The following is a 23,879-nucleotide window of genomic DNA, read 5'->3' on the forward strand; positions in this document are numbered from 1 at the left end:
TTTTTCTTAGCAACTTAGCCCCTTAGAACCTTTTTTTTTACATATATTTGATTGTATTTAATCTTATAAGCTAAAATTGAGAAAGAACCTTAGTCTTTTATTTCCCTTAATCTGGACAATCTGTTTTAGTTACTTTTTTATCTTAATGATTAAGATTACATGGCAATATATTCCTTTTCATAAAGACATTGCTTTTCTTCAAATAAAACAATCCGAGGTAGAGAAAATTCCATTTTATATTCCTTTTTTTTACACACATGTTTATTCTGCTATTTTTGTTTTACTAGCCGGATTTTTTCAGTTGAATGCTACTTTTTTAAAAATATTTCCTGCAGTACATAGAAACATTGGTAAGTTTTACGTTTTTGTAGTGCTGTTTTTAAGTGCGCCTTCGGGTTTATTTATTGGCTTTTTTGCAAATGGCGGACTTTACTCTCAAATATCTTTTGTCAGTTTATCGATTTTATGGTTTTATTTTACCCTCAAAGGTTTTACCGCTATTAAAAACAAAAATATCTCCCAACATAAGGCATTTATGTTACGAAGTTTTGCCCTGACTTTTTCTGCTGTAACATTGCGTTTTTGGAAGGTGATTCTTGTATATTTGTTTCACCCTGCACCTATGGATGTCTATCAAATAATCGCTTGGTTAGGCTGGATTCCGAATTTACTAATCATTGAATATTACCTTTATAACCAATTAAAAAAATGAAAAACCTTTTTTATTTATTGTTATCCATAGTACTTTTCTCCTGTAATTCTAAAGAGAAAAAAGACCTAACCCAGAAAATAGATAATACACAACCCGAAGAAATCCATACTGATTTATATGGTTCATGGGTAGGTGATTTTATAGTATTGGAACGTGATACAACCAGACCGGAATCTGAAATGTATAGCAACAAAATTAATATTGTAATAAAAAAAATAACCGCTTCGGAGGTTCTAGGACAAAGTGTTGTTGCCGGGAATAGCAGACCTCTGAAAGGCAAAGTAACAACAGAAGGAAATACAGTTCATTTTGTACTTAATGAACCCGGAGATGATAAATACGACGGTGTTTTTGATTTTGAAATAAAAAATGACACCCTTTTAGTTGGCACCTGGACTGCCAATAATACTAAAAAAGAGGTTCGTAAAAGGAAATTCGAACTTTATAAAAAAGCTTTTAAATACGATCCTAAGGTGATGCTTCCGGAAGAAGGAATGTATATTGATTACCAAAACCCGAAAGAAGAACAAGTAACAGAGTCTGAAAGTGATAATCCTGAAGATGCTAAAGAAGAGGAAACTTATATGACAACAGTATACAGAGAAGCTTCTGAAAGTATTTTCAAAATAAATTCATCAACCAAAAAGTTAAAAGAATCTGATGTAAAAAATCTAAAGAAACTTGATTTGGAAATTCTGAGAAATACCATTTTCGCACGACACGGACTTACTTTTAAAACCAAAACAGTTCGTCAGTTTTTTGATGATGTCGAATGGTATATCCCGGTTTCAGATAATGTCAATAATGAACTAACAGAAGTTGAAAAAGAAAATGTCGTTTTGTTGAAACGCTTTGAAAAATATGCCGAAGATAATTATGATTCTTTTGGAAGATAATTTTATTTTTGAAAAAGTAATTTTTAAGCTTCTTAGTTACTAAGGCTCTAAGTTTTTTTCTTAGCAACTTAGTAACTTAGTTCCTTAGAAACTTATTTAGGATTTTCCTCATAATATCGCGCTTCAATTCGTTTAATATCTTTAATTGAATTTTTAGCCCAAGCCAAACGTTTCTCCAAAATTTCTTCATCTGACAATTGCCAGTTAATATCTGAATTACGCAATCTGTTGGTTAAGTTTTGAATGATAATTGCTGCAGAAACAGAGATATTTAAACTCTCTGTAAAACCAACCATCGGAATTTTAAGGAATCCATCTGCTTTTTCCAGAATTTCTTCTGACAAACCGTCTCTTTCAGTTCCAAAAAATAAAGCACTTGGTTTTGTAATATCGAAATCTTCCAACAAACAATCATTTTCGTGCGGCGTTGTCGCAATAATTTGATAGCCTTGATCTTTTAAAGTCGAAATACAATTGGTCACCGAATCGTACTGATGAATATCTACCCATTTTTGAGCACCCATCGCAATTTCTTTATCGATTTTTTTTCCGTAACGCTGCTCGATCACATTCAGTTCCTGAATTCCAAAAACCTCGCAACTACGCATAACAGCACTTGTATTATGCATCTGGAAAACATCTTCAACCACAATTGTAAAATGCTTCGTACGATCTCCAAGTACTTTTAGAAATTTCTCTTTACGGTTATCTGTTAATATATTTTCGAGGAAAGCAAGGTAATCTAAGTCAATCATTTCAATCTTATTTATCGCAAAAATACATTTTAAAAGAAGTATGTGTATTGCTTTATTTTGATTTTTTATTAAAAATTCCATCTAAAACATCATTAAAAATGGATTCTCCTAAGCTTTTCTTTTTCTCCTGATCCGGAAAAATTGGCTCCGGTTCCTTATTACTCATTTCTCTTTTGAGTAATAAATTGGTGTTTTTAAAAGAATAATACTTTTGATATTCCATTTTAGTTGGATTAAAACCAGGCTTGGGATTATAAATGGAAAATTGAATCGGGAAACTTAAATATTTTTTATAATCTACTAAATAATTATCTTTCTTTGAAAATTGAAAATTTACAAAGTCAATTTTACTGCTAAATGAAACCAGTTTATCATTTTTAGCCTGAGCGAATAAAACAGAAGTTGTTGTGCACAAAAGCAACAATAAAAGTAATTTTTTCATTGGATAAAGATACTATCAAAAAGTAAGAAAAAAGCGCAAATCTAATTTTAAAAAAAACATTTACTTTCTAATTTAACAAACGAAAAAAGTCATATCCCGGAAAACGAAATTGTATTTTTTATGCTCTTAATATTCTACAAGAGTATCCCTTAATTTTTCATACAACTTGTCGACCTGTGTAAAATTTATTTCTAATGCTTCCTCCTTAAAAGAATCGCCTTCAAAAACAGTACTCACATTCTTAGAATGTTTCTTTAGACGTTCGTACATTTTCTCCAATTCATTTTTCGAATAATCGACCTTAATAAAGGAAACAAATTTCTCTACGACATTTTTCATTCCTTCATTATAATTAAGTAATGTGACATTTTGATCTTTTTCGTAAAAATCTATAAAGCCCTGAAAATATTTCTCTAAAACCAAAGCTCCATATTGCTGAAAACTTATTTCATTAATTTCCTTAGGTGCAATTCCAAAAATGCCAGGCGGTAATAAATTCGGAACCATATGCATTCCTATCATTTTCTGATGCGATTTTAAAACCTCAATTGGTTTTCTGTAGAGTAAAGCAAAAGGTATTTCCGGAAAAGTAGATCTAAAATAATCGGCATTAAATATATGCCAGGCATCCAGTTTTAGAATTAAATTCTTTTGCTCCGGGAATCTTTTTTGTCCTAAAAAAGTTAGTATAGCTTTTAAAAGAACTGTCTTTTTATCTAAGCCAAAACGATCACTTCTTAAAACATCATCAATAATTGGCGCTTCAGAAATCATAATATTCTCAGACGAAGTCGCTAAAGACTGACTCAACATTGTAGAACCACATCGCGAGACATGAAAAACCAATGATTTCAAATCTACCGGAACTAACTCTTTTGACCAATCAATAAGATTTTCAATCGTACTAACTACCTTAAGAAGTTTTGAATTATACTCATGGCTTTTACATTTGGAAATTGTTTCATCAAAAAAAGGCTCCACAATTTTTTTATCAGCCAAATAAACCCATTCAAAATAAACTTCATTATCTTTTTCTACCAACTTATAAGGAATCCAATTTGAAAGAGGATGATCTGTATTTTCCATTTTATATATTTTACTCGGCTAATAAATCTGATATAATTTTTGCTGCGGTTTCTGATGGATTTAGAGAAAGTTCTGCTATAATTTGTTGCTTCTCTTCATCTGAATATTGTACTTTTTTAGGCTCAGAGTTGATATCAAAACCCATTTCTGAAAACAATTTATCAGACCAATCGTTTCTTATACAATCAAGCGTGAAATGAATACGAGGTTCTGAACTTTTATTTTCTACCCTATGCGGAAGCTGAAAATTAGCGTACCAACACTCCCCCATTTTCATAGGAACCAGTTTTTTATCCACATAAAAATATACTTCAGAATTTGTTATAATAGGAATATGAATTCTAAAAAAACCATCTTCATAAGAAGTATCATTATCAATATGTTCCTTTATCTCGCTTCCAGGTCCTAATCTTAGCAAACGTACAGCTTCTTTCTCGCATTGAAACCAATCCATAATCTCTTTGAAATACGGACAACGATCCAGCAATTCCGTATTTTTATATCCCTTATCAGGAAAAGCTGTAATATCGTTTATCAAACCAGATTGTGATCTCAAAGAAACGCTTGTCCAATTTCCTTCGTAACGACCAGTGTTAAAATGAGGAGTCCAAAGATCATTTTCGCATATGGCGAGTTCTGCTTGTAACTTATCTATTAAAAACGAAACTGGAAGTTTTATGGAAGAAGGATTCATATGCTTTTTAAAAGATTAAATTAGAAAGTATTCCTTGTATCCTGTAAATATATAAAATTTACAAAAGATTTATCATCAAAGAAATAGGTAAAAAAGATTTTCTATTCAGGGCTATAATTTTAAAAATTAAGCTAAATCAGATATGCTGTCCAGAATAAAATTATAGAGTTTATGCGTTGAAAAAGGTACTGTTTCGAGATCCGTTTTTAATACTAGATCAGCTTTTACAGGAACTTCAAAAACATCACTAATTCCTGTAAAATTACTTATCTTATTAACGTCATCATCCGGTAACAGCGCTTTTTTGTACAATCCTTTTGGATCCCTTTGAATTAGATTATCAATGGAACAATCCAAAAATACGGTTCTGACAAATTCATGATTTCTCAATTCGTTTCTTAGGTTTTCATAGGGATTTATCACTGACATTAAAACGATTGTATTTGCGCTGATAAAATTTTGTCCAACATTAAAAAGTCGCCTGACATTCTCACATCGGTCTTCTTTAGAAAATCCTAAATCTTTACAGATCGTTTTTCGGTAAACATCACCATCGATTATTTCGACTTTATAACTTTTTTCAATTAACAGTTGCCGAACATTTTCTGCCAATGTCGTTTTACCTGAACCTGATAATCCTGTAAATTGTATTAAAATCATCGAAAATCTCTTTTGTTTAATTCCACATTAAAACTAAATAATTTAACAGACCGAAACAATAAGTATAAATACGCTTTTATTTTCTACTCAAAAATACTAAAAGAATTGTGTAAGCTAAGGTTGCTTTTTTAAATGCAATTTTATCAGGCGAAATCAAAGCCAATAAGTAACTCGATAAAGAAAATTTTACCGCAAAGTTCACAAAGAATTACACATCCCGAAGCCTCGGGACGCAAAATTTTATGAATTATGCTTTGCTCTAAGATCACAAAGGGATTGTGTTTAAAACTTAACTTAATGACATTGATCTGCGGCACGTAAATTTATCCTGATTCACATTTTCTACCAATATTTAGTACCTAACGGCACAAAACAAATTAATATCAAAACTTATAATCACTTACATGAACTCACATGATAATGAACAAAAATCACTATTTTTATCTTTTAATATAATTCGAAATGAAAAAGAAATTGGTTGTTTTAACCGGAGCCGGAATTAGTGCTGAAAGCGGAATCAAAACTTTTCGTGATAGTGACGGTTTATGGGAAGGTCACGATGTTATGGAAGTTGCAACTCCTGAAGGCTGGAGAAAAAATCAGGAATTGGTTCTTGACTTTTATAACAAAAGACGTCAACAACTTAAAGAGGTTGAACCAAATTTAGGTCACAAAATTCTAGCCGAATTAGAACAGGATTTTGATGTACATATCATCACTCAAAATGTCGACGATTTACACGAACGCGCCGGAAGTACCAAAGTTTTGCATTTGCATGGAGAATTACTAAAAGTACGAAGTACTCAAAACAGAAATCATATTTTAGATTGGTCTAATGATTTGTATACTGGAGATCTGGACGAAAATGGACATCAGTTACGACCTCATATTGTTTGGTTTGGCGAGGATGTTCCTGCGCTTGAAGAAGCAATTGAAATTACTGAAACTGCCGATTATTTTGCCGTTATCGGGACTTCATTACAAGTTTATCCTGCGGCGGGATTAATTTCTTATACTTATAGTATTACACCCGTTTTTTATATTGATCCAAAACCAATCTCGATTCCGAATCTTCAGAATAAAGTTGAAGTGATTGCAAAAGTTGCCTCTGAAGGTGTAGCTGAATTAAAGGATCGATTGTTTGAACTAGAAAAAACAGTATGATATTTCAAACTTGGTTACAAGAATTATCGCAATACAATTTACTCCCTTTATTTATTTTCTTTTTGATCGAAAATTTTATCGTGATCGTGCTTTCGGTTATTCTTGCCAAAATAATTGAGAATGACAATACTAAATTGAATAAACAGGATCGTAAATGGGTTTTCTCAACCTTAATCTGCAATACGTTTATAACGCTGTTGGGTTTTGAATTGTATCGTTTGGGTATCCTCAAAATAGATTTTTCGCCATCCCTATTTTCAATAATAACAGATACTTTATTGCTGGTTGTGGTAATGGATTTCTTCATGTTTTGCTTCCATTTTCTGGCGCATTATTTAAAATGGTTTTCTCCCATTCATAAACTTCATCACACACATGTCGAAACAAGTACAAGTGTATATAGTTTGTACGTATTACATCCTATAGAAACTTTAGGATTTGGGATTATCTGGTTGTTTTCAATTACGGTTTTAAATTTCAATTATCTTAGTATTATCATTTACCTAGTTTTAAATCTCTTATATGGAATATTTGGTCATTTGAAAAAAGATATCTTCCCTGATTTCTGGTATAAAAACCATGCTACAAAATGGATTTCAACGACCAAATTTCATTCCGATCATCATAAACATCAATCTCATAATTATGGTTTTTATTTTACCATTTGGGACAAAATCTTTAAAACTATTTTTTAAATCGCACTATTAAAGGATAATATATCTCTTGTAACTTTCAGAAGTTTTAACAATGACTTATATTTGCACCTTTCGAACAAACAACATAACAATGACTACTTTAAACGAATTGAATGCCATATCGCCAATTGACGGAAGATATAGAAGCAAAACCCTTTCATTAGCACCTTTTTTCTCTGAAGAAGCTTTAATCAAATACCGTGTATTAGTTGAGATTGAATACTTTATTGCCTTGTGCGAAGTGCCATTACCACAACTAGCTGACGTAAATTCAAATTTATTTGACAGTTTTAGAAACATCTATAAAAACTTTTCTACTGAAGATGCACTTTGGATTAAAGAAACAGAAAAAGTAACCAACCACGACGTAAAAGCGGTTGAATATTTTATCAAAGATGCTTTTGAAAAACTAGGTTTATCTCAATACAAAGAGTTCATTCACTTCGGATTAACTTCTCAGGATATTAATAATACTGCGATTCCGCTTTCTACAAAAGAAGCTTTTGAGCAGGTTTATATGCCTTCGCTAATTACTTTAATTTCTAAATTAAAAGAATTAAGCGTTGAGTGGAAGGACATTCCAATGTTGGCTCGTACGCACGGACAACCGGCTTCTCCTACTCGTTTGGGTAAAGAAATCTTGGTTTTTGTAGAGCGTCTGGAAGAACAAATGCGTTTGTTGTTTAATATTCCGTTTGCAGCTAAATTTGGTGGTGCAACCGGAAATTACAATGCGCATCATGTGGCATATCCACAAATCGACTGGAAACAATTTGGAAGTAAATTTGTAGAAACAGATCTTGGTTTACACCACTCTTTTCCAACTACACAAATTGAACATTATGATCATTTTGCTGCATTTTTTGATGCTTTAAAAAGAATCAACAATATCATTATCGATTTAGATCGTGATATCTGGACGTATGTTTCAATGGATTATTTTAAACAAAAAATCAAAGCGGGAGAAATTGGATCTTCTGCAATGCCACATAAAGTTAACCCAATTGATTTTGAAAATTCTGAAGGAAATCTAGGAATCGCTAATGCTATTTTTGAGCATTTGGCTGCTAAATTACCTATTTCAAGATTACAGCGTGATTTGACTGACAGTACTGTTTTACGTAATATTGGTGTACCAATTGGACATACTATTATTGCTTTTGAAGCTTCATTGAAAGGTTTAAACAAATTGTTATTGAACGAAGCTAAATTTGCTGAAGATTTAGAAAGAAACTGGGCTGTAGTAGCAGAAGCTATTCAGACTATTTTGCGTCGTGAGGCTTATCCAAATCCTTATGAAGCTTTGAAAGGTTTGACAAGAACTAATGAAGCGATTGACAAAAAAGCAATTCATAATTTTATTGCAACTTTAGAAGTTTCTGATGCCGTTAGAGCCGAATTAATGGCTATAACCCCTAGTAATTACACAGGTATTTAAAGAAAACCTAAAATATTTTCTCAAAAAAAGCTATCTTTATCGATAGCTTTTTTTATTTATAAATCTTGTTAGGGTTTTAGCCCAGAGTGAAATGAAAAGCCTTTTACTCAAAAAAGCATATTTTTTTGCAGGAACAGAGCGACCGAAGGAAGCTCCTGAAACTGCTTTAAAAATAGCTTTTTTGAATAAAAGCTTGAAATGGAAAGCTGGATTAGCTCCTAAACAAAAACATTCTACACTTTATGATTGCCTTAAACGCCGCTGCAGAAACTACACACCATTTACAACCTTTAATCAGTGATTTGGGATTAATCCTGATGACTGCCGGAATTGCCGTTTTACTATTTAAATTAATTAAACAACCTTTGGTTTTAGGGTATTTAATTGCGGGATTTTTAGCTGGAAATCACTTTGACTTTTTCCCTACTATTACTGAGATGAAAAGTGTTGAAGTTTGGGCAGAAATTGGTGTGATCATTTTATTGTTTAGTTTGGGGCTCGAATTTAGTTTTAAGAAACTAATGAAAGTAGGGGGAACTGCCTCGATAACGGCAATTACCCAGATTATTACGATGGTAATAATTGGTTATCTGGTTGGGCGATGGATGGATTGGGGACAAATGGATAGTATCTTTTTAGGAGTTATTTTGTCTATTTCATCAACAACAATTATTCTGAAAACCTTTGACGAACTTGGCGTAAAAGCACAAAAATTTGCCGGAATTGTAATTGGATCATTAATCGTGCAAGATATTGTAGCGATTTTAATGATGGTTTTACTTTCGACTATTGCTGTAAGTCAGCAATTTTCAGGAAGCGAATTATTGATGTCTGTATTAAAATTGGTATTTTTCCTTACCGCTTGGTTCGTGGGCGGAATCTTTTTTATTCCGACGCTTCTTAAAAAAGCAAAACATTTACTGACGGATGAGATGTTATTAATCATTTCTCTTGCACTTTGTTTAATGATGGTGAGTTTTGCTTCAAATGTTGGTTTTTCTCCGGCTTTGGGTGCTTTTATAATGGGATCTATTATTGCAGAAACCACTCAGGCAGAACATATTGAACATTTAATAAAACCTGTAAAAGATTTATTTGGCGCCATTTTCTTTGTATCGGTAGGGATGCTTATTGATCCCGAAATGTTATATACACATGCGTTGCCTGTAGCGATTTTAACTTTAGTGACTATTTTTGGTCAATCTGTGAGTTCTACTATTGGTGCATTATTAGCGGGTCAGCCGTTAAAACAATCGGTGCAAACAGGAATGAGTTTATCGCAAATCGGAGAGTTTTCATTTATTATAGCCACACTGGGAATGACACTTAATGTTACCAGTTCATTTTTATATCCTGTTGTTGTGGCAGTTTCAGCAATAACCACTTTTACGACGCCTTTTATGGTGAAATATGCAGAGCCATTTTCTCATTTTCTGGAACGAAAACTTCCTAAAAAATGGGTTAAAAACATCAACCGTTATAGTGTGAATGCACAAGCTATAAAATCCGTAAGTATTTGGCAAAAAGTACTGAATGCTTATCTCATTCAAATCATATTACACACTATTATTATTACTGCCATTATTTTATTGTCGGCAAAATTTGTGGCTCCTTTGGTTGAAGACACAAGATTTGGCAACACATTGGCGGCTCTTATTACTATAGTTATAATTGCTCCATTTTTATGGGCACTGTCCCTTAGACGAGTTGCTGTAGAAGAAGTAGAACTATTATGGGAAGAACGTAAATATCGTGGCGCATTATTAATGTTGATTTTAATAAGAATGGGGCTTGGTTTATTTCTTATTGGGTTTTTACTGAATATTTTCTTCTCCCCTTTAATTGCCTTTGTAGCTCTGATTATTGCTATTACTGTTTATCAAATATTCCCAAAAAAATTGAATGAGCAATATCATAAAATTGAAAGTCATTTTTTGAAGAATCTGAACGATCGCGAAAACAAAAAAATTGACAGACGATATGCCAATTTAATGCCTTGGGATGGTCACATGTCATTTTTTGATATTGGGAAAGAATCTAACCTTGTGGGTAAAACCCTAGAAGAACTAAGAATCAGGGAATCACTGGGAATTAATATTGCTTATATAAAGCGTGGTGACATTACAATCCCGATTCCAACTAAAAATGAGCGTTTGTTTCCTAGTGATGAAATTTGTGTAATTGGTACAGATGCCCAGGTCACTGAGTTTGCCAAATACCTAAATCAAAATGAAATCGAGGCTGCCGAAAATGTTAAAGAATCTGAAATTGTGCTGCGCCAAATGGAAATTTTCAATGAAGATTTCATCCAAAAAAGCATTGGGCAATTTAGAGGGAAAACAGGTGGACTTGTTGTGGGACTTGAAAGAAACGGTAATCGTATCTTAAACCCGGAATCACATTTAATTTTACAAAAAAATGATATTATCTGGGTCGTTGGCGATAAAAAACGAATGGCCGAGTTGATGAAAAAAGCTTGAGAAAGGTACTAAGATACTAAGTCACTAAGTTTCTAAAACACTAAGATTTAAACTTAGCACCTTAGAAACTTAGTATCTCAGAAGCTTACTTATTAGGTTGCGGTGTCATACGCAAATATGGTTTTATTGGCGTATGCCCTTTTGGGAATTTAGCAGGAATATCACTGTCCGGAACTGCTGGCGTGATTACTACATCTTCGCCGTCTTTCCAGTTTGCCGGAGTTGCTACGCTATAATTTGCTGTTAATTGTAAACTGTCAATAACACGAAGTAATTCGTCAAAATTTCTTCCTGTTGAAGCCGGATACGTTAACGTCAATTTTATCTTTTTGTCGGCACCAATTACAAACACAGAACGAACTGTAAATTTATCACTTGCATTTGGATGCAACATATCGTATAAAGTTGCTATTTTTTTATCTTCGTCGGCAATTATAGGAAAATTAACTGTTGTATTTTGAGTTTCGTTAATATCTTTAATCCATTCTAAATGCGACTCTAAACCATCGACACTTAAGGCTATAACCTTTGTATTTCTTTTTGTAAATTCTGGAAGATAATTTGCAACCGTTCCTAATTCAGTTGTACAAACAGGCGTAAAATCTGATGGATGTGAGAATAAAACTCCCCACGAATTACCTAGCCATTCGTGAAAATTGATTGGCCCTTCGGTGGTTTCTGCATGAAAATCCGGAGCTATATCACCTAATCTTAATGTTGACATAATTTATTTTTTTTAGTTCCTCTAAAATTACTTAAAAAATGAACAAGGAAACCATAGATTTTCATAAAAAAAGTTAAAAAAACCTAAACTCTACTTTTTCGGTCAATTTTATATAAATAAATTAAAATAAATCTGAATATTTTAAATAAAACTAAGAATCAGATACCAAATAGCAATCGTTAGAAACGAAATCGGAATTCCGAAACCGATCATCATACTACTTAATCTGGGTTTTAATCCATAGGTTGAAGCCAAAATTGCGCCAGTAATCATTGGAGCCATAGCAACTTCAATCAAAGTGACCTTTATAGCTTCAGAATGTTGGTTGAAAATAAAGACATACAAAACAAAAATTATCAGAGGACTAAGAATTAACTTAAAGAAAAGTCCCAATCGCAGAAATTTCCAATGTTGGCTTCTTCTATCAAATTGAAGTTGCAATCCTACTGAAAGTAATGCCAGAGGCGTCACCAAACTTCCTGTCTTTAATAAAACCGATTGAATAGTAACATCAAACTGATAGTCAGAAACATTCATTAAACATGCCACAACAAAGGTGAGGAAAGGTGGAAAAAGCAGTACTTTTTTGATAATACTTATTGCATTCGGGCTTCCTTTTGAATAAAAAGCTGCCACAAAAACTCCTAAAGTAGAAACCACAACAAAAGTTCCAGGCTGATCGACCAAAACCGCCGTTTCTAAACCTTTTTTCCCAAACAAAGCTTCGATTATAGGATATCCCAAGAAAGAACTGTTGCTTAATCCGGCGGTTAAAATTAAACAGCCAATAAGTTTGTTAGACCAGCCAAATCTTCTTCCTAAAAAATGAAAAAAGATAAAAGCCAAAATAAAACAAATCCAACCGGAAGCAATTGGAAACAACAATTCATTGCTCCATTTTATTTTCGGAATATGGTATAAGGTAATTGCAGGTAAACAAAAGTAAACTACAATTTTATTTAAAACTTTATAAATATTAGTTGGAAAAGCTTTTACTCTTTGCAAAAGCAAACCTAATGTCAGGAAGAAAAATATTAAAATAAAGTTGTTCATATCGTTGAGTAATCACAAAAATAGACATTTATAAGTTGATCTATAAAACAAATTATAGTACTTCAAAAAGATTTTTGTTATTTTTAATATATAGTATAATTCTAGAAATCAATGCAGCAAATAAGAGACAATTTTGAGCGAATGGCAAAACTTTCAGATGAAGAATGGAACACTTTTTCATCAAAGCTCATACGACAGGAATTTTCAAAGAAAACATCCATAATTGAAACAGGTCAGGTCGAAAATTACCTTTCGTTTATAGAGAAAGGATTAGTTCGATATTATATTCCGGGTGAAGATAATGATCTCACTTTTACGTTTGTATTTGATGGCGAATTTGCAAGTGGTTACGATTCGTTTATTACCCGACAACCCGTAAATTATACGATTGAAACTCTTGCAGATACGATACTTTGGCGCATTTCTTATACCGATCTTCAGGATATTTATGTCGAAACCAAAATTGGTAATACTCTTGGACGCCTTGCAAGTGAAGGGTTATTTCTAAAAAAATCCAAGCGGGAACTTTCACTACTTAATGATTCTGCAGAGCAACGATATCGCAATTTATTTACAGAACAACCACAATTGATTCAAAAGATTCCTCAAAAATACCTCGCTTCTTATATTGGCATTACTCCACAAGCTTTGAGCAGAATAAGAAAACGTATTTAGTAAGGATCAACGCTAAATATTGTGGAAAACATAAATATACCCACTAATTATTTTTTACCCCAGAGAACACTAAGTTCTTTTGCTCTTAGGTTTCAAAAAGGCATCCCGAAGGCTCGGGACGCAAAGCTTTGTATTGATTTAGCTTTGCGAACTCTGTGCTTTCTAAGACATTCTTAGATAAAAATCTTTGCGTTCTTTGCGGTAATTTTTTTTCACAGGTTTTGGGATTGATCATTTATTAACCCAGGTTCATTGTTTTAGGTTTCTTTAGGATGCAACTTTGCATAAAAAAAACATGGAAACCTTAATTATTTTATTCGGAGTTTTTGCAAGTGCATTGCTTATTGTAAAACTAATAACTAAAAGATTTGAAATTTCACAGGCTGGCAGAATTGCTATGGCAGCCATGCTTGTATTTACGGCGATTGGTCATTTTGCATTTGCCAAAGGAATGGCAATGATGATCTCTTTTTTGCCTTCGCCTATCTTAATTGTATACATTACCGGAGTTATAGAACTGGCAGCAGTAGCAGGGCTCTTGATACCAAAAATGACATTACTTACAGGCAAACTACTTATCGTGTTTTTTATAGTGCTGCTTCCCGCTAATATTTATGCCGCATACCACAATATAAATTTAAAAACTGCCGATTATAGCGGTAAGGGCATCTCGTATCTATGGTTTAGAATACCGCTACAGCTTCTTTTTATACTTTGGGTTTATTACTCTTCGATCAGGAATCAATCAAAAATCAAATAATCAATCGTGGGAATGCACATTGTTTAAACGAATCATGTGCGCAACTTCTCGTTTTATCTTAGCTTCTATTTAAATTAAATTTTAGTTAAAACTTTTTTTTATTTGACAAAACGCATTACATTTGTAACATATTTTATTACAGTATGGTTTCAGGTAAATTTGCCATAACGATTCACATTTTGACTTTACTCACCAAATACCCAAATGATTTTTTGTCATCTGAGTATATTGCGGGTAGTATCAATTTGAATCCGGTATTGGTTAGAAAAGAAATTGCAAACCTAAAAGCACATCATATTGTAGAAAGCAAAGAAGGAAAAAATGGCGGAACAAAACTGTCGATCGATCCTTCGAAAATCACATTAAAAGAAATATTTGAAATGACATTTGAAACCATTAACTTAGGGTATGCAAAAAATCAGCCTAATCCTGATTGTCCTGTTGGAAAGAAAATCAATCAAAATTTAAGTTCTTTATATGCTGATATGAATCAAAAAATTAGTTTACAATTAGAAGGAATCTCTCTGGAAGATTTTTCTAATCAATTCTAAAACTATTTTTTTACACAAAACTGTAACATTTTTTATTACTAATTAAAATTATATATTTATGAAAATCGCAATCATTGGAGCAACCGGATTTGTTGGCTCAGCCATTTTAAACGAATTAGCAAACAGAAATCACGACATTACTGCTATTGCAAGAAACCCAAAAGATACCTCAAATGTAACTTGGAAAAGTGCTGATATTTTTAACGTTGACAAATTGTCTGAAATTTTAAAAGGAAATGATGTTGTAATCAATGCCTATAATTCTGGTTGGACGAATCCTAACATTTACGATGATTTCATTGCAGGATCAAAAGCAATTCAGGAAGCGGTTAAAAAATCTGGTGTAAAACGTTTTATCACCATTGGCGGTGCCGGAAGTTTGTTTGTAGCTCCGGGTTTACAAGCGGTTGACACTCCAGATTTTCCAAAAGAATATCACGCTGGCGCAACTGCAGCGAGGGATTATTTGAATATTTTGAAAGAAGAAAAAGATTTGGATTGGGCATTTTTCAGCCCGGCTTTCGAAATGCATCAAGGTATTACAACAGGAAGAACCGGAAAATACCGTTTAGGTCTTGAAAACCCAGTTTTTAATGACGAACAAAGAAGTATTTTATCTGTAGAAGATTTAGCGGTTGTTATCGCTGATGAAGCAGAAAATGCCAAACACCACCAAGTTCGTTTTACAGCGGCTTATTAATTTTTTTTTAGCCACGAATTACACGAAATTTCACAAATTTCTTGATATTAATTATATTTAGTAAATATTCGATCTAATATTTAATTAGTGGAAATTCTTGTAATTCGTGGCAAACAACCTCAACAGTTTCAAAAGCGTAATTGTCTTTTTGAAACTGTTTTTGTTTTCTGTACTTTTACAGTACCAAAAAGTATATTTTGTCAAGTTCAAAAAAACTATCAAGCAGCTTACAAGAAAAAGCCGGAATTTCACCTCCTGAAATCACCAATGTTTCTGCTATTCGTCAAATTAAAAAAAACAGAAGACAACAACCCTCTTCAACGGAATTAATCGATGGAATTTTAGAAGGAAACAGAACGGCACTGAGTCGCGCTATTACTTTGGTCGAAAGTACAAATCCGGAACATGCCTCAAAAGCAAATGACGTTATTAACGGTTGTTTGCCTTACGCCAATAAATCAATCCGAATTGGAATTACAGGCGTTCCAGGTGTTGGAAAAAGTACTTTTATTGAAGCTTTTGGAAGTTTCCTGACAAACTTAGGTAAAAAAGTAGCGGTTTTGGCCGTTGACCCAAGCAGTTCACTTTCGCATGGAAGTATTTTGGGTGATAAAACCCGTATGGAAGAACTCGTAAAAGACGAAAATGCTTTTATAAGACCAAGTGCTTCCGGAGATACTTTGGGCGGTGTAGCTAGAAAAACACGCGAATCTATTATTTTATGTGAAGCCGCAGGTTTTGATACTATAATTATCGAAACTGTAGGTGTGGGACAAAGTGAAACTGCGGTTCACAGTATGGTTGACTTTTTCTTGCTTCTAAAAATTTCCGGTGCAGGCGATGAACTTCAAGGCATCAAACGCGGTATTATGGAAATGGCAGATGCTATTGTTATCAACAAAGCTGACGGTGATAATATCAAAAAAGCAAATCAGGCGAAACTGGAATTCAATCGTGCTTTGCATTTATTCCCTCCAAAAAAATCAAACTGGCAGCCAAAAGTTACAACTTGCAGCGCCATCACCAAAGATGGAATTTCTGAAATTTGGGATACTATTTCATCTTATATCGAAATGACCAATGAGACTGGTTTCTTTCCCGAAAAACGAAAAGAGCAGAATCAGTTTTGGATGATGGAAACCATAAACGAACAATTGAAACTGAATTTCTACAATCAGCCGGAGATCATTTCCCAATTAGAACAAAACAAAAAAGCAGTGCAAAATGATGAAATATCTCCTTTTGCAGCTGCTCAAAATTTATTAAAATTGTATTTTTCTAAAGGTTTAAAGTAGCAAAGGTTCAAAGCGACAAAGGTTTTATACTCTGTTTCTTTGAACCTTTGTCCCTTTGTCCCTCTGAACCTATTTCTTCAATAAAGGCTCAAAGTAGCAAAGGTTCAAAGCAACAAAGGTTTTGCACTCTGTTTCTTTGAACCTTTGCCCCTTTGTCCCTCTGAACCTATTTCTTCAATAAAGGTTCAAAGCGACAAAGGTTTTACACTCTGTTTCTTTGAACCTTTGTCCCTTTGTTCCTCTGAACCTATTTCTTCAATAAAGGCTCAAAGTAGCAAAGGTTCAAAGCAACAAAGGTTTTGCACTCTGTTTCTTTGAACCTTTGCCCCTTTGTCCCTCTGAACCTATTTCTTCAATAAAGGTTCAAAGCGACAAAGGTTTTACACTCTGTTTCTTTGAACCTTTGTCCCTTTGTTCCTCTGAACCTATTTCTTCAATAAAGGCTCAAAGTAGCAAAGGTTCAAAGCGACAAAGGTTTTACACTCTGTTTCTTTGAACCCTTGTTCCTTTGTTCCTCTGAACCTATTTCTTCAATAAAGGCTCAAAGTAGCAAAGGTTCAAAGCGACAAAGGTTTTGCACTCTGTTTCTTTGAACCTTTGTCCCTTAGTCCCTCTGAACCTATTTCTTCCTTAACTTATATTTGTTTTCTTTATATAAATTTCCTGCTGTAATGACATGTGCTAAAGCATCTTTTGCTAATTCTTCATTTAATTTTACAGGAATCAAAGTCGTATCATTTTTGATTTCGAATTGCAGAGGTTTCAAATTAGGCTGCATGATTACAACTTGATTTTCTACACGGAATGCATTAATATCATTAAACTGCATGATCGATCTTCCTTGCGTTTTTGGATCTAGTTTATTTAGATTTCTTCCCACCATTGGTGTTTCAAAAGAAAGTCCTAAGTATCCTAACAATGTTGGCGGAATATCAATTTGACTTGCCAATTTGCTGTACGAAACTCCTTTTGGCACTCCAGGTCCCATTATCAAAGCCGGAATATGAAACTTATTAATTGGCACTAGATTTTTTCCGTACGTTCTTGTGTTATGATCAGCAATTACGATGAAAATTGTGTTTTTGAAATAAGGCTCTTTCTTTGCCATTTCAAAGAATTTCCCAATAGAGAAATCTGCATATTTCATCGCATTATTTACCGTTGCAGGTTTTGTATCAAAAGGTTTGATTCTTCCGGCTGGATATTCAAAAGGCTCGTGATTAGAAGTCGAAAACATTAAAGAGAAGAAAGGTTTATCGCCCTTAGCTTTAAAATAATTGTTTGCTTTTGTTACCAAATCCTCATCTGAATAACCCCATGTTCCTTTGAAAGCATATTTGTTTCCATCAGATTCAAAATCTTCCTGATCTACAATATCCTGAAAACCATTTCCGTTGAAAAACGAAGCCATATTATCAAAATTCGCCATTCCACCGTAAATAAAACTAGTGTCGTATCCTTTTTGCTTTAAAGCATCGGCAAGTGTAAAAAATCCTTGTTGTGAGTTTCCTAACTTTACTACACTTTCAGATGGTGAAGGCAAAAATCCGGTTACAACCGCTTCAATTCCGCGGACACTTCTTGTTCCTGTGCAATATAAATTGGTAAACAATAAACCTTCTTTTGACAATTTATCAAATTCCGGTGTTAATGGTTTTCCACCTAAAATTCCAACGTATTCAGCACCTAAACTTTCTTGTAGAAAAATCACCAAATTGTATGGCTTTTTCACTACTGTATCTGGTTGTTGTACATGTAGAAACGGAATTTCAGCATCTGTAAAATCACTTGGTCCGGCAATCATATATTTTTTAACACGAGCAATTGCTTCGGCTTCATCCATTTTACCGTACATCTTGGTGTTTCCTTCATTTTTAATCGAATAAGCTGCAAAAGCTACGGTATAAAATGAATTTAATCCCAAAGTATTCGTTAACTGATCTGTAGAGAAAACCGCATTACTGGCATTTATTGGACGTTTTGAAGTAAGACTTGAACGTGCTCCAAAAAACAACAGAAAAGCAAGTAATGGAAAAATCATTAATTTGAACTTATAATCCGTATTTGTTGTATAAAAATATTTTTTTCCTTTTTTGAAAGCAAAATACAGAACAACGCCTAAGATTAAGAATGTCACAATGATCGAAGTCAGGTAACTTTTTAAAAGCATTCCCACAACTTCTTTTGGATAAATTAGATAATCTAAGAATATCTTATTTGGGCGTGTATCATATTGTTTTACAAAATCCGGTGTTGCCAATTCTACAAAAAGAATCAGAAACAAAAATAAAAAGCTATAAATTACCAGAAATTTGTTGGTGAATTTTAGCGATTTATTAGGTAGAAATGTAATTAAAACTGCGGGTAGAAATGATAAATAACAAAGTAAAATCAAATCCATTCGAAGACCGATTGGAAAAATATACCAGAAATTTGGTGTTTCTACTACTCTATCTTTAAAAAGAAAAAATAAAAAGATTCGACTTAAAGTAGTAATTAGCAATCCTATTGCTATAAAATTGAAAATGGGTTTTAAAAAACTTAATTTTTTCATTAGAAAGATTTAAATTGTTTTTTGGTTGAGAAATATTGTAAAACGTATTACCAGACGCACTGCTGTGCGTCTCTACTGTACATCTCTATTCTTCGTAACGTTTTATTTCTCGATCATAAAATTCATTAGCCTGCTCAATTAAACCTTCCATTTCAGTATTTAATTCTGCTTCATCAAGATCTTCTGCTTCTTCCATAAACTCAACCTCATCATCTTTTAAGTTGATTATAAATCTTGGATAATCAAGGTGAATGATAAAAATATCATCTGGAAAATCAGTATTATCTCCGAGTAAAAATTTAGGTAATTCCATTTTATTTATATTTTGATTTATTGTTTTTTGCTTTAGATTTTACAGATCTTTTAAATCGTTTAATCTGTGCTTATTTTTTTAATGCTTCAAATTTAACTATTTGAAACTGAATTTTTGATTAATTTTTTGGTCAGGAAATGAAAACGAATGTATAGGAATATTGCCGCAGAAGTTAATCCTGCCAAAAGTCCTATCCAAACTCCTTGTGCTTTCAAATCTGTGTATTCGGCTAAATAATACGAAATTGGAAAACCAATTACCCAATAGGCAACAAATGTAATATACATTGGAATTTTTACATCCTGTAAACCACGCAAAGCTCCAAGAACAACAACCTGAATTCCGTCAGAAATCTGGAAAACTGCTGCTATTATAAATAATTTTGATGCAATACTTATTACTTCATTATTATCGAGAAGCTGACCTCCATTTTCCATATTCAAAAATAGATGTGGTAAGAAATCATGGAAAACTATAAACAGCATCGCAAAAACAGTTTCAATTATAATTGCCAATAAAAAGATAGAGCGGGCAACAATAACTAAGTTTTTGTAATCATTTAATCCTCTTTGATTACTAACTCTAATCATAGAAGTTACACTCAATCCCATTGCAAACATAAAAGTCATCGAAGACAAACTCAACGCAATTTGATTAGCTGCCTGACTGGTTTTACCAATATTACCGCAGAGCCAGATTGAGGCTGTAAACAATACTACTTCAAATAACATTTGCATTGCCGATGGGAATCCTATACTTACAATTTTCTTTATGGTTTCTTTTTTAATTTCATCAAAACTAAAATTCTTAAAATATTGTTTCAAATCATTTCTTCTGGATAACATAATGTGCATGAACATTACTAGAAATATTCTTGAAATTACGGTTCCCAAAGCGGCTCCAACAATTCCCATTTTTGGAAAAATCCAGATTCCGTAGATCAACATATAATTAATCCCAACATGCAGCACATTTGCCATAATCATGGCGTACATCGAATATTTTGTCATCGACATTCCGTCAGCAAATTGTTTGTATCCCTGATACATAATTAGCGGAATCAAGGAGAAAGCAACCCAGTCAAGATAGGGTTTTGCAAGTGCAATTACGTCAGCTGGTTGTTTTAACAATTCCATTATTGGCTTTGCCAGAATAATTATTCCAAAAAGTAACAATCCTAAAATAATACATAAAAACAAACCATGATGAAATGCGGAGCGAATTTTAGAATCGTTTTTTTCAGCATCACCTTCAGCAACAATTGGAGTTATTGCGGTCGAGAAACCAATTCCTAAAGACATAGCAATAAAAATCATGCTGTTTCCTAATGAAACTGCTGCAAGTTCAGTACTTCCTAATTTCCCTACCATTATATTATCGACAATACCTATTAAGGTATGCCCAACCATTCCTAATATAATAGGATATGCCAATCTTAAATTGTATGAAAACTCTTTGGTGTACTGCTTTAAATTCAATTCTGTTCTTTTTTAGTCGGCAAAGATAGTCAGAAGCTTTGGATTCTTTGATAATATTAAAAGCATAAGCAAATATTAAGCGATTTTTAATCAACCTCGAGATTATATAACAATTCCAAAAAATTATATAACAATTCCCCAAAGCCTAACTATTATTTTTACAACATTATAAATTCAAAAAAAATTGTCATGAGAAATCTAAAAATGTTCTGCCTAGCGACTTTCGCTTTATTATACGCCAATACCACGTTTGCTCAAGACACTACTACGCCAACTAAAACTGAAGGCGAGATCAAAAAATACGATCAGGGCTTTAGATTAGGTTTTGGACTTAACGGAGGTTTACCAACTGACAATGCTTATGACTGGTCTCTGGGTGGAGATGTTCGTTTACAATACGATTTATCAAAAAGAACTTCATTGACCTTAACAACTGGTTTTACTAATTTGTTTATGGGAAAAGATGAAAATGGAGTTGATGTAAAAGATCTTGGTTTTATTCCGGCAAAAGCAGGTTTCAAAGCTTTTATCTGGGAAGATCAATTTTATGTTTTAGGTGAAGTTGGTGCTGGATTTGCCGTTACAAACGGTTACGATCAAACCACTTTTTTATGGGCGCCTGGAATTGGGTATGCCAACAAGTACATTGATATTAGTGTCCGATATGAGGACTATAACAAGTTCAAAACCAACCAAGTGGCTTTACGTCTAGCTTATGGTTTTGATTTATAAAAGCAAAGGTTTAATTAATTTTTTTGTTTTTGGTAACAAACCCGATAGATCGCATAGTCTGTCGGGTTTCGTTTTTTTATGCCGTTGGTCAAAAGATAAGAACCAGTCGTCAAATGATTTTTTCAGATTAATGAATAACACTGTACTTCGCAGAAAAATTAATCGAAATCATGAACAAAACAGTTTTTTATCTATCGCAACTATTTCTTTTTCTATTGGTTACAATTTCTGCAAAAGCTCAGTCGAATATCTCGGGAGAATTCAAAGTAGATTATGTTCCGTTTTCAAATTATGTCCGACCAATTGACAGTTCCAAAACTGATGCTAAAAGTAATTTTAAAAGAGCTCAGCTTTCTGTAGAAATTCCGCTTTCCATGAAAATGGACAAATACAATCATCCAAAGCTTTGGTCAATTATGCTTCAGGGAACTTATGCCAAAATGGAGAATAAGAATTATGAAGTACAATCTCTTCCTGTAGAATTTCCAAACGGTTTCCCCGATGAGCTTCTAAATGCTCAAATTGGTGTCAAACATTTAAGATCAATTTCTCCTTCCTGGTCCATATTAATAATGGCTTCTGTTGGTATTTATACAGATATGATCGAAATCAATAAAGACGATGTTCTTATACAAGGCGGCGTACTTTTTATCAAACAATTTAATCAGAATCTGGCTTTTGGTTTCGGACCGGTTTTGACCAATAGTTTTGGTGTTCCGATGGTGCTTCCTGGAATTTACTTCAATTGGGAGTCTAAAGGCGCTTTACACTTTAAAGTTGCTTTTCCCGAAGGTTTAGAATTAGGCTACAGAATGTCTGATCGATTAGATCTTAAAACGGTTGTCGAACTCAGCGGAATGACTGCCGAAATAAACCCGGCAAACAAATCTATGTTACTTGGATACCAACAAATTATTGCAGGTTTAAGACCTCAATTAAAATTTGGTAAACATTGGACATTTGAACCTACAGCTGGTAGTACTTTGGCCCGTTCATTCTCTACCAATGACCGAAAAATAAAAAATATGTTTAAAGAAAAGGATCTTGCAAATCCACGATTTACTACTACATTTTATGCCGCTTTAGCTGTAAAATGGCAATTCTAGAGCTATCGGCTTAACAGGTTTTTATAGACTACCTCTTTCAATAATGCGTCACGACGGGTTCTTGAAATAGGTAGTTCCTGTCCTTTTACAAATAATCGTCCGCCGGAAACAGAGTCAATGTGAGTAATATTTACCAAGAATGATTTGTGAATTCTAAAGAAAATCTCCGCAGGCAGTGTTTCTTCTAATGAAATCATGGTTTGGTGAATCACCAAAACTTTATCTTTAAAATGAAGCTTAGCATAATTTTGCATTCCTTCAATGTATAAAATATCTACCCACGAAATCTTTTGAAATCCTTCTTCCTGACGAACATAAAGAAACGGATCTAATTGATTTTGTTTAGGAGAAATCATTTGATACCATTGTTTTGCTTTTAAAGAAGCCTGATAAAAACGCTGAAACGTAATTGGTTTCAATAAATAATCAACGACTTGCAAACGATATCCGTCCAAGGCATGTTCTGAATAAGCTGTAGTAAAAATTACCAACGGCGGATTATCCAGAGATTCTAAAAATTCTAAGCCAGACAAATAAGGCATATTGATATCCAGAAATAACAAATCGATTTGCTTATCCTGAATGTATGAAGTGGCTTCCAATGCCGAAGCACAAGTACCAACCACTTCCAGAAAATCAATTTTTGAAACAAAATCTACTATTCCGTTTCTTGCAATTGGTTCGTCGTCAATAACGAGACATTTCATGTTCATAATCTAAAAATTTTGTTTCAGGTTTTCTTTGTTTCAGGTTTTGTATGTTGTTTAAAAAAGTCTCTTGCGGAGTTTATTAGCCAAGAGTTTCACGAATAAGCACGAATTAATTTGTGTCAATTTGTGGAATTCGTGGCAAAAAAATCTTTCTAATCCTTTTTATCTGTGGCAAAAAAATTAACCGCAAAGGGCACCAAGGATTC

Annotated in this window: 24 protein-coding genes; 13 read left to right on the forward strand and 11 right to left on the reverse strand. The window is 33.2% G+C overall.

The features are described 5' to 3' along the window. Window positions 1-145: 145 nt before the first annotated feature. On the forward strand, window positions 146-712 hold the full coding sequence (locus CHB81_RS05135) for a DUF2306 domain-containing protein (RefSeq protein ID WP_089350816.1): 567 nt from the start codon (window positions 146-148) through the stop codon (window positions 710-712). Then, the gene (locus CHB81_RS05140; RefSeq protein ID WP_089350817.1) at window positions 709-1,608 is read left to right on the forward strand and encodes a YARHG domain-containing protein; all 900 of its coding nucleotides are present in this window, start codon (window positions 709-711) and stop codon (window positions 1,606-1,608) included. The genes CHB81_RS05135 and CHB81_RS05140 overlap by 4 nt, the downstream gene beginning before the upstream one ends. Window positions 1,609-1,700: 92 nt before the next feature. On the opposite strand, the gene CHB81_RS05145 is transcribed toward CHB81_RS05140, so the two are convergent. The 5 genes from CHB81_RS05145 to cysC all read right to left on the reverse strand — a co-directional run bounded on the left by CHB81_RS05145 (window position 1,701) and on the right by cysC (window position 5,245). Next, window positions 1,701-2,363, reverse strand: coding sequence for an RNA methyltransferase (locus CHB81_RS05145; protein WP_089350899.1), 663 nt, complete (start codon window positions 2,361-2,363; stop codon window positions 1,701-1,703). A gap of 52 nt (window positions 2,364-2,415) precedes the next feature. Continuing rightward, window positions 2,416-2,805: a hypothetical protein gene (locus CHB81_RS05150; protein ID WP_089350818.1), complete on the reverse strand. Its 390-nt coding sequence runs from the start codon at window positions 2,803-2,805 to the stop codon at window positions 2,416-2,418. Window positions 2,806-2,931: 126 nt separating this feature from the next. Further along, window positions 2,932-3,891, reverse strand: a complete 960-nt coding sequence (locus tag CHB81_RS05155) for a sulfotransferase family protein (protein WP_089350819.1) — start codon at window positions 3,889-3,891, stop codon at window positions 2,932-2,934. 10 nt (window positions 3,892-3,901) lie between these two features. Next, complete coding sequence (locus CHB81_RS05160) at window positions 3,902-4,585, reverse strand: aspartyl/asparaginyl beta-hydroxylase domain-containing protein (RefSeq protein ID WP_089350820.1); 684 nt, start codon at window positions 4,583-4,585, stop codon at window positions 3,902-3,904. Window positions 4,586-4,711: 126 nt separating this feature from the next. Beyond that, window positions 4,712-5,245, reverse strand: coding sequence for an adenylyl-sulfate kinase (gene cysC, locus CHB81_RS05165; protein WP_089350821.1), 534 nt, complete (start codon window positions 5,243-5,245; stop codon window positions 4,712-4,714). A 462-nt stretch (window positions 5,246-5,707) separates the two neighbouring features. Between cysC and CHB81_RS05170 the strand changes: the two genes are divergently transcribed. The 4 genes from CHB81_RS05170 (at window position 5,708) to CHB81_RS05185 (ending at window position 11,022) form a co-directional block, all read left to right on the forward strand. Beyond that, the gene (locus CHB81_RS05170) at window positions 5,708-6,409 is read left to right on the forward strand and encodes an NAD-dependent deacylase (RefSeq protein ID WP_089350822.1); all 702 of its coding nucleotides are present in this window, start codon (window positions 5,708-5,710) and stop codon (window positions 6,407-6,409) included. Further along, a complete protein-coding gene (locus CHB81_RS05175) occupies window positions 6,406-7,104 on the forward strand; it encodes a sterol desaturase family protein (RefSeq protein ID WP_089350823.1) in 699 nt (232 codons plus the stop codon). Before CHB81_RS05170 ends, CHB81_RS05175 begins: the two co-directional genes overlap by 4 nt. Window positions 7,105-7,195: 91 nt before the next feature. Then, the gene (gene purB / locus CHB81_RS05180) at window positions 7,196-8,542 is read left to right on the forward strand and encodes an adenylosuccinate lyase (RefSeq protein WP_089350824.1); all 1,347 of its coding nucleotides are present in this window, start codon (window positions 7,196-7,198) and stop codon (window positions 8,540-8,542) included. 242 nt (window positions 8,543-8,784) lie between these two features. Beyond that, entirely contained in the window at window positions 8,785-11,022 is a 2,238-nt protein-coding gene (locus tag CHB81_RS05185) for a cation:proton antiporter (protein WP_089350825.1), read from the forward strand. A gap of 85 nt (window positions 11,023-11,107) precedes the next feature. On the opposite strand, the gene CHB81_RS05190 is transcribed toward CHB81_RS05185, so the two are convergent. Together CHB81_RS05190 and CHB81_RS05195 are read right to left on the reverse strand one after the other, a co-directional pair. Beyond that, window positions 11,108-11,746, reverse strand: coding sequence for a peroxiredoxin (locus CHB81_RS05190; protein ID WP_089350826.1), 639 nt, complete (start codon window positions 11,744-11,746; stop codon window positions 11,108-11,110). A gap of 141 nt (window positions 11,747-11,887) precedes the next feature. After that, complete coding sequence (locus tag CHB81_RS05195) at window positions 11,888-12,799, reverse strand: AEC family transporter (protein WP_089350827.1); 912 nt, start codon at window positions 12,797-12,799, stop codon at window positions 11,888-11,890. A 111-nt stretch (window positions 12,800-12,910) separates the two neighbouring features. Between CHB81_RS05195 and CHB81_RS05200 the strand changes: the two genes are divergently transcribed. The 5 genes from CHB81_RS05200 (at window position 12,911) to meaB (ending at window position 16,780) form a co-directional block, all read left to right on the forward strand. Next, on the forward strand, window positions 12,911-13,474 hold the full coding sequence (locus CHB81_RS05200; RefSeq protein ID WP_089350828.1) for a Crp/Fnr family transcriptional regulator: 564 nt from the start codon (window positions 12,911-12,913) through the stop codon (window positions 13,472-13,474). Between the two features lie 295 nt (window positions 13,475-13,769). Continuing rightward, window positions 13,770-14,234, forward strand: coding sequence for a hypothetical protein (locus CHB81_RS05205; protein ID WP_089350829.1), 465 nt, complete (start codon window positions 13,770-13,772; stop codon window positions 14,232-14,234). 143 nt (window positions 14,235-14,377) lie between these two features. Continuing rightward, window positions 14,378-14,785: an Rrf2 family transcriptional regulator gene (locus tag CHB81_RS05210; RefSeq protein WP_089350830.1), complete on the forward strand. Its 408-nt coding sequence runs from the start codon at window positions 14,378-14,380 to the stop codon at window positions 14,783-14,785. A 58-nt stretch (window positions 14,786-14,843) separates the two neighbouring features. After that, the gene (locus CHB81_RS05215) at window positions 14,844-15,485 is read left to right on the forward strand and encodes an NAD(P)-dependent oxidoreductase (protein ID WP_089350831.1); all 642 of its coding nucleotides are present in this window, start codon (window positions 14,844-14,846) and stop codon (window positions 15,483-15,485) included. 197 nt (window positions 15,486-15,682) lie between these two features. Continuing rightward, the gene (gene meaB / locus CHB81_RS05220; RefSeq protein WP_089350832.1) at window positions 15,683-16,780 is read left to right on the forward strand and encodes a methylmalonyl Co-A mutase-associated GTPase MeaB; all 1,098 of its coding nucleotides are present in this window, start codon (window positions 15,683-15,685) and stop codon (window positions 16,778-16,780) included. Between the two features lie 619 nt (window positions 16,781-17,399). Here the strand turns inward: meaB and CHB81_RS05225 are convergent. The 3 genes from CHB81_RS05225 to CHB81_RS05235 form a co-directional block, all read right to left on the reverse strand. Beyond that, window positions 17,400-19,334: an LTA synthase family protein gene (locus CHB81_RS05225; protein WP_089350833.1), complete on the reverse strand. Its 1,935-nt coding sequence runs from the start codon at window positions 19,332-19,334 to the stop codon at window positions 17,400-17,402. Window positions 19,335-19,419: 85 nt separating this feature from the next. Continuing rightward, on the reverse strand, window positions 19,420-19,647 hold the full coding sequence (locus CHB81_RS05230) for a hypothetical protein (RefSeq protein ID WP_089350834.1): 228 nt from the start codon (window positions 19,645-19,647) through the stop codon (window positions 19,420-19,422). A gap of 92 nt (window positions 19,648-19,739) precedes the next feature. Beyond that, window positions 19,740-21,125 (reverse strand): MATE family efflux transporter, encoded by a 1,386-nt coding sequence (locus CHB81_RS05235; RefSeq protein ID WP_089350835.1) that lies wholly within the window; start codon window positions 21,123-21,125, stop codon window positions 19,740-19,742. Window positions 21,126-21,314: 189 nt separating this feature from the next. Here CHB81_RS05235 and CHB81_RS05240 point away from each other — a divergent pair, with 189 nt between their 5' ends. Both CHB81_RS05240 and CHB81_RS05245 read left to right on the forward strand, forming a co-directional pair. Next, window positions 21,315-21,857 carry a hypothetical protein gene (locus CHB81_RS05240; RefSeq protein ID WP_089350836.1) on the forward strand — a complete coding sequence of 181 codons (543 nt, stop codon included), beginning with the start codon at window positions 21,315-21,317 and terminating at the stop codon, window positions 21,855-21,857. A 170-nt stretch (window positions 21,858-22,027) separates the two neighbouring features. Further along, entirely contained in the window at window positions 22,028-22,963 is a 936-nt protein-coding gene (locus tag CHB81_RS05245; RefSeq protein WP_089350837.1) for a DUF6268 family outer membrane beta-barrel protein, read from the forward strand. A 2-nt stretch (window positions 22,964-22,965) separates the two neighbouring features. Here the strand turns inward: CHB81_RS05245 and CHB81_RS05250 are convergent, their stop codons facing one another. Further along, window positions 22,966-23,676, reverse strand: a complete 711-nt coding sequence (locus CHB81_RS05250; RefSeq protein WP_176427491.1) for a LytTR family DNA-binding domain-containing protein — start codon at window positions 23,674-23,676, stop codon at window positions 22,966-22,968. Window positions 23,677-23,879: the final 203 nt, after the last annotated feature.

Origin of the sequence: Flavobacterium sp. ov086, from assembly GCF_900187965.1 — a bacterium.
Classification (GTDB): domain Bacteria; phylum Bacteroidota; class Bacteroidia; order Flavobacteriales; family Flavobacteriaceae; genus Flavobacterium.

Bases quoted from the DNA above. Each gene is read 5' to 3' on its own strand.
- CHB81_RS05135 (WP_089350816.1), top strand. From the start codon at position 146: ATGATTAAGATTACATGGCAATATATTCCTTTTCATAAAGACATTGCT.
- CHB81_RS05140 (WP_089350817.1), top strand. From the start codon at position 709: ATGAAAAACCTTTTTTATTTATTGTTATCCATAGTACTTTTCTCCTGT.
- CHB81_RS05145 (WP_089350899.1), bottom strand. From the start codon at position 2,363: ATGATTGACTTAGATTACCTTGCTTTCCTCGAAAATATATTAACAGAT.
- CHB81_RS05150 (WP_089350818.1), bottom strand. From the start codon at position 2,805: ATGAAAAAATTACTTTTATTGTTGCTTTTGTGCACAACAACTTCTGTT.
- CHB81_RS05155 (WP_089350819.1), bottom strand. From the start codon at position 3,891: ATGGAAAATACAGATCATCCTCTTTCAAATTGGATTCCTTATAAGTTG.
- CHB81_RS05160 (WP_089350820.1), bottom strand. From the start codon at position 4,585: ATGAATCCTTCTTCCATAAAACTTCCAGTTTCGTTTTTAATAGATAAG.
- cysC (WP_089350821.1), bottom strand. From the start codon at position 5,245: ATGATTTTAATACAATTTACAGGATTATCAGGTTCAGGTAAAACGACA.
- CHB81_RS05170 (WP_089350822.1), top strand. From the start codon at position 5,708: ATGAAAAAGAAATTGGTTGTTTTAACCGGAGCCGGAATTAGTGCTGAA.
- CHB81_RS05175 (WP_089350823.1), top strand. From the start codon at position 6,406: ATGATATTTCAAACTTGGTTACAAGAATTATCGCAATACAATTTACTC.
- purB (WP_089350824.1), top strand. From the start codon at position 7,196: ATGACTACTTTAAACGAATTGAATGCCATATCGCCAATTGACGGAAGA.
- CHB81_RS05185 (WP_089350825.1), top strand. From the start codon at position 8,785: ATGATTGCCTTAAACGCCGCTGCAGAAACTACACACCATTTACAACCT.
- CHB81_RS05190 (WP_089350826.1), bottom strand. From the start codon at position 11,746: ATGTCAACATTAAGATTAGGTGATATAGCTCCGGATTTTCATGCAGAA.
- CHB81_RS05195 (WP_089350827.1), bottom strand. From the start codon at position 12,799: ATGAACAACTTTATTTTAATATTTTTCTTCCTGACATTAGGTTTGCTT.
- CHB81_RS05200 (WP_089350828.1), top strand. From the start codon at position 12,911: ATGCAGCAAATAAGAGACAATTTTGAGCGAATGGCAAAACTTTCAGAT.
- CHB81_RS05205 (WP_089350829.1), top strand. From the start codon at position 13,770: ATGGAAACCTTAATTATTTTATTCGGAGTTTTTGCAAGTGCATTGCTT.
- CHB81_RS05210 (WP_089350830.1), top strand. From the start codon at position 14,378: ATGGTTTCAGGTAAATTTGCCATAACGATTCACATTTTGACTTTACTC.
- CHB81_RS05215 (WP_089350831.1), top strand. From the start codon at position 14,844: ATGAAAATCGCAATCATTGGAGCAACCGGATTTGTTGGCTCAGCCATT.
- CHB81_RS05225 (WP_089350833.1), bottom strand. From the start codon at position 19,334: ATGAAAAAATTAAGTTTTTTAAAACCCATTTTCAATTTTATAGCAATA.
- CHB81_RS05230 (WP_089350834.1), bottom strand. From the start codon at position 19,647: ATGGAATTACCTAAATTTTTACTCGGAGATAATACTGATTTTCCAGAT.
- CHB81_RS05240 (WP_089350836.1), top strand. From the start codon at position 21,315: ATGAGAAATCTAAAAATGTTCTGCCTAGCGACTTTCGCTTTATTATAC.
- CHB81_RS05245 (WP_089350837.1), top strand. From the start codon at position 22,028: ATGAACAAAACAGTTTTTTATCTATCGCAACTATTTCTTTTTCTATTG.
- CHB81_RS05250 (WP_176427491.1), bottom strand. From the start codon at position 23,676: ATGAACATGAAATGTCTCGTTATTGACGACGAACCAATTGCAAGAAAC.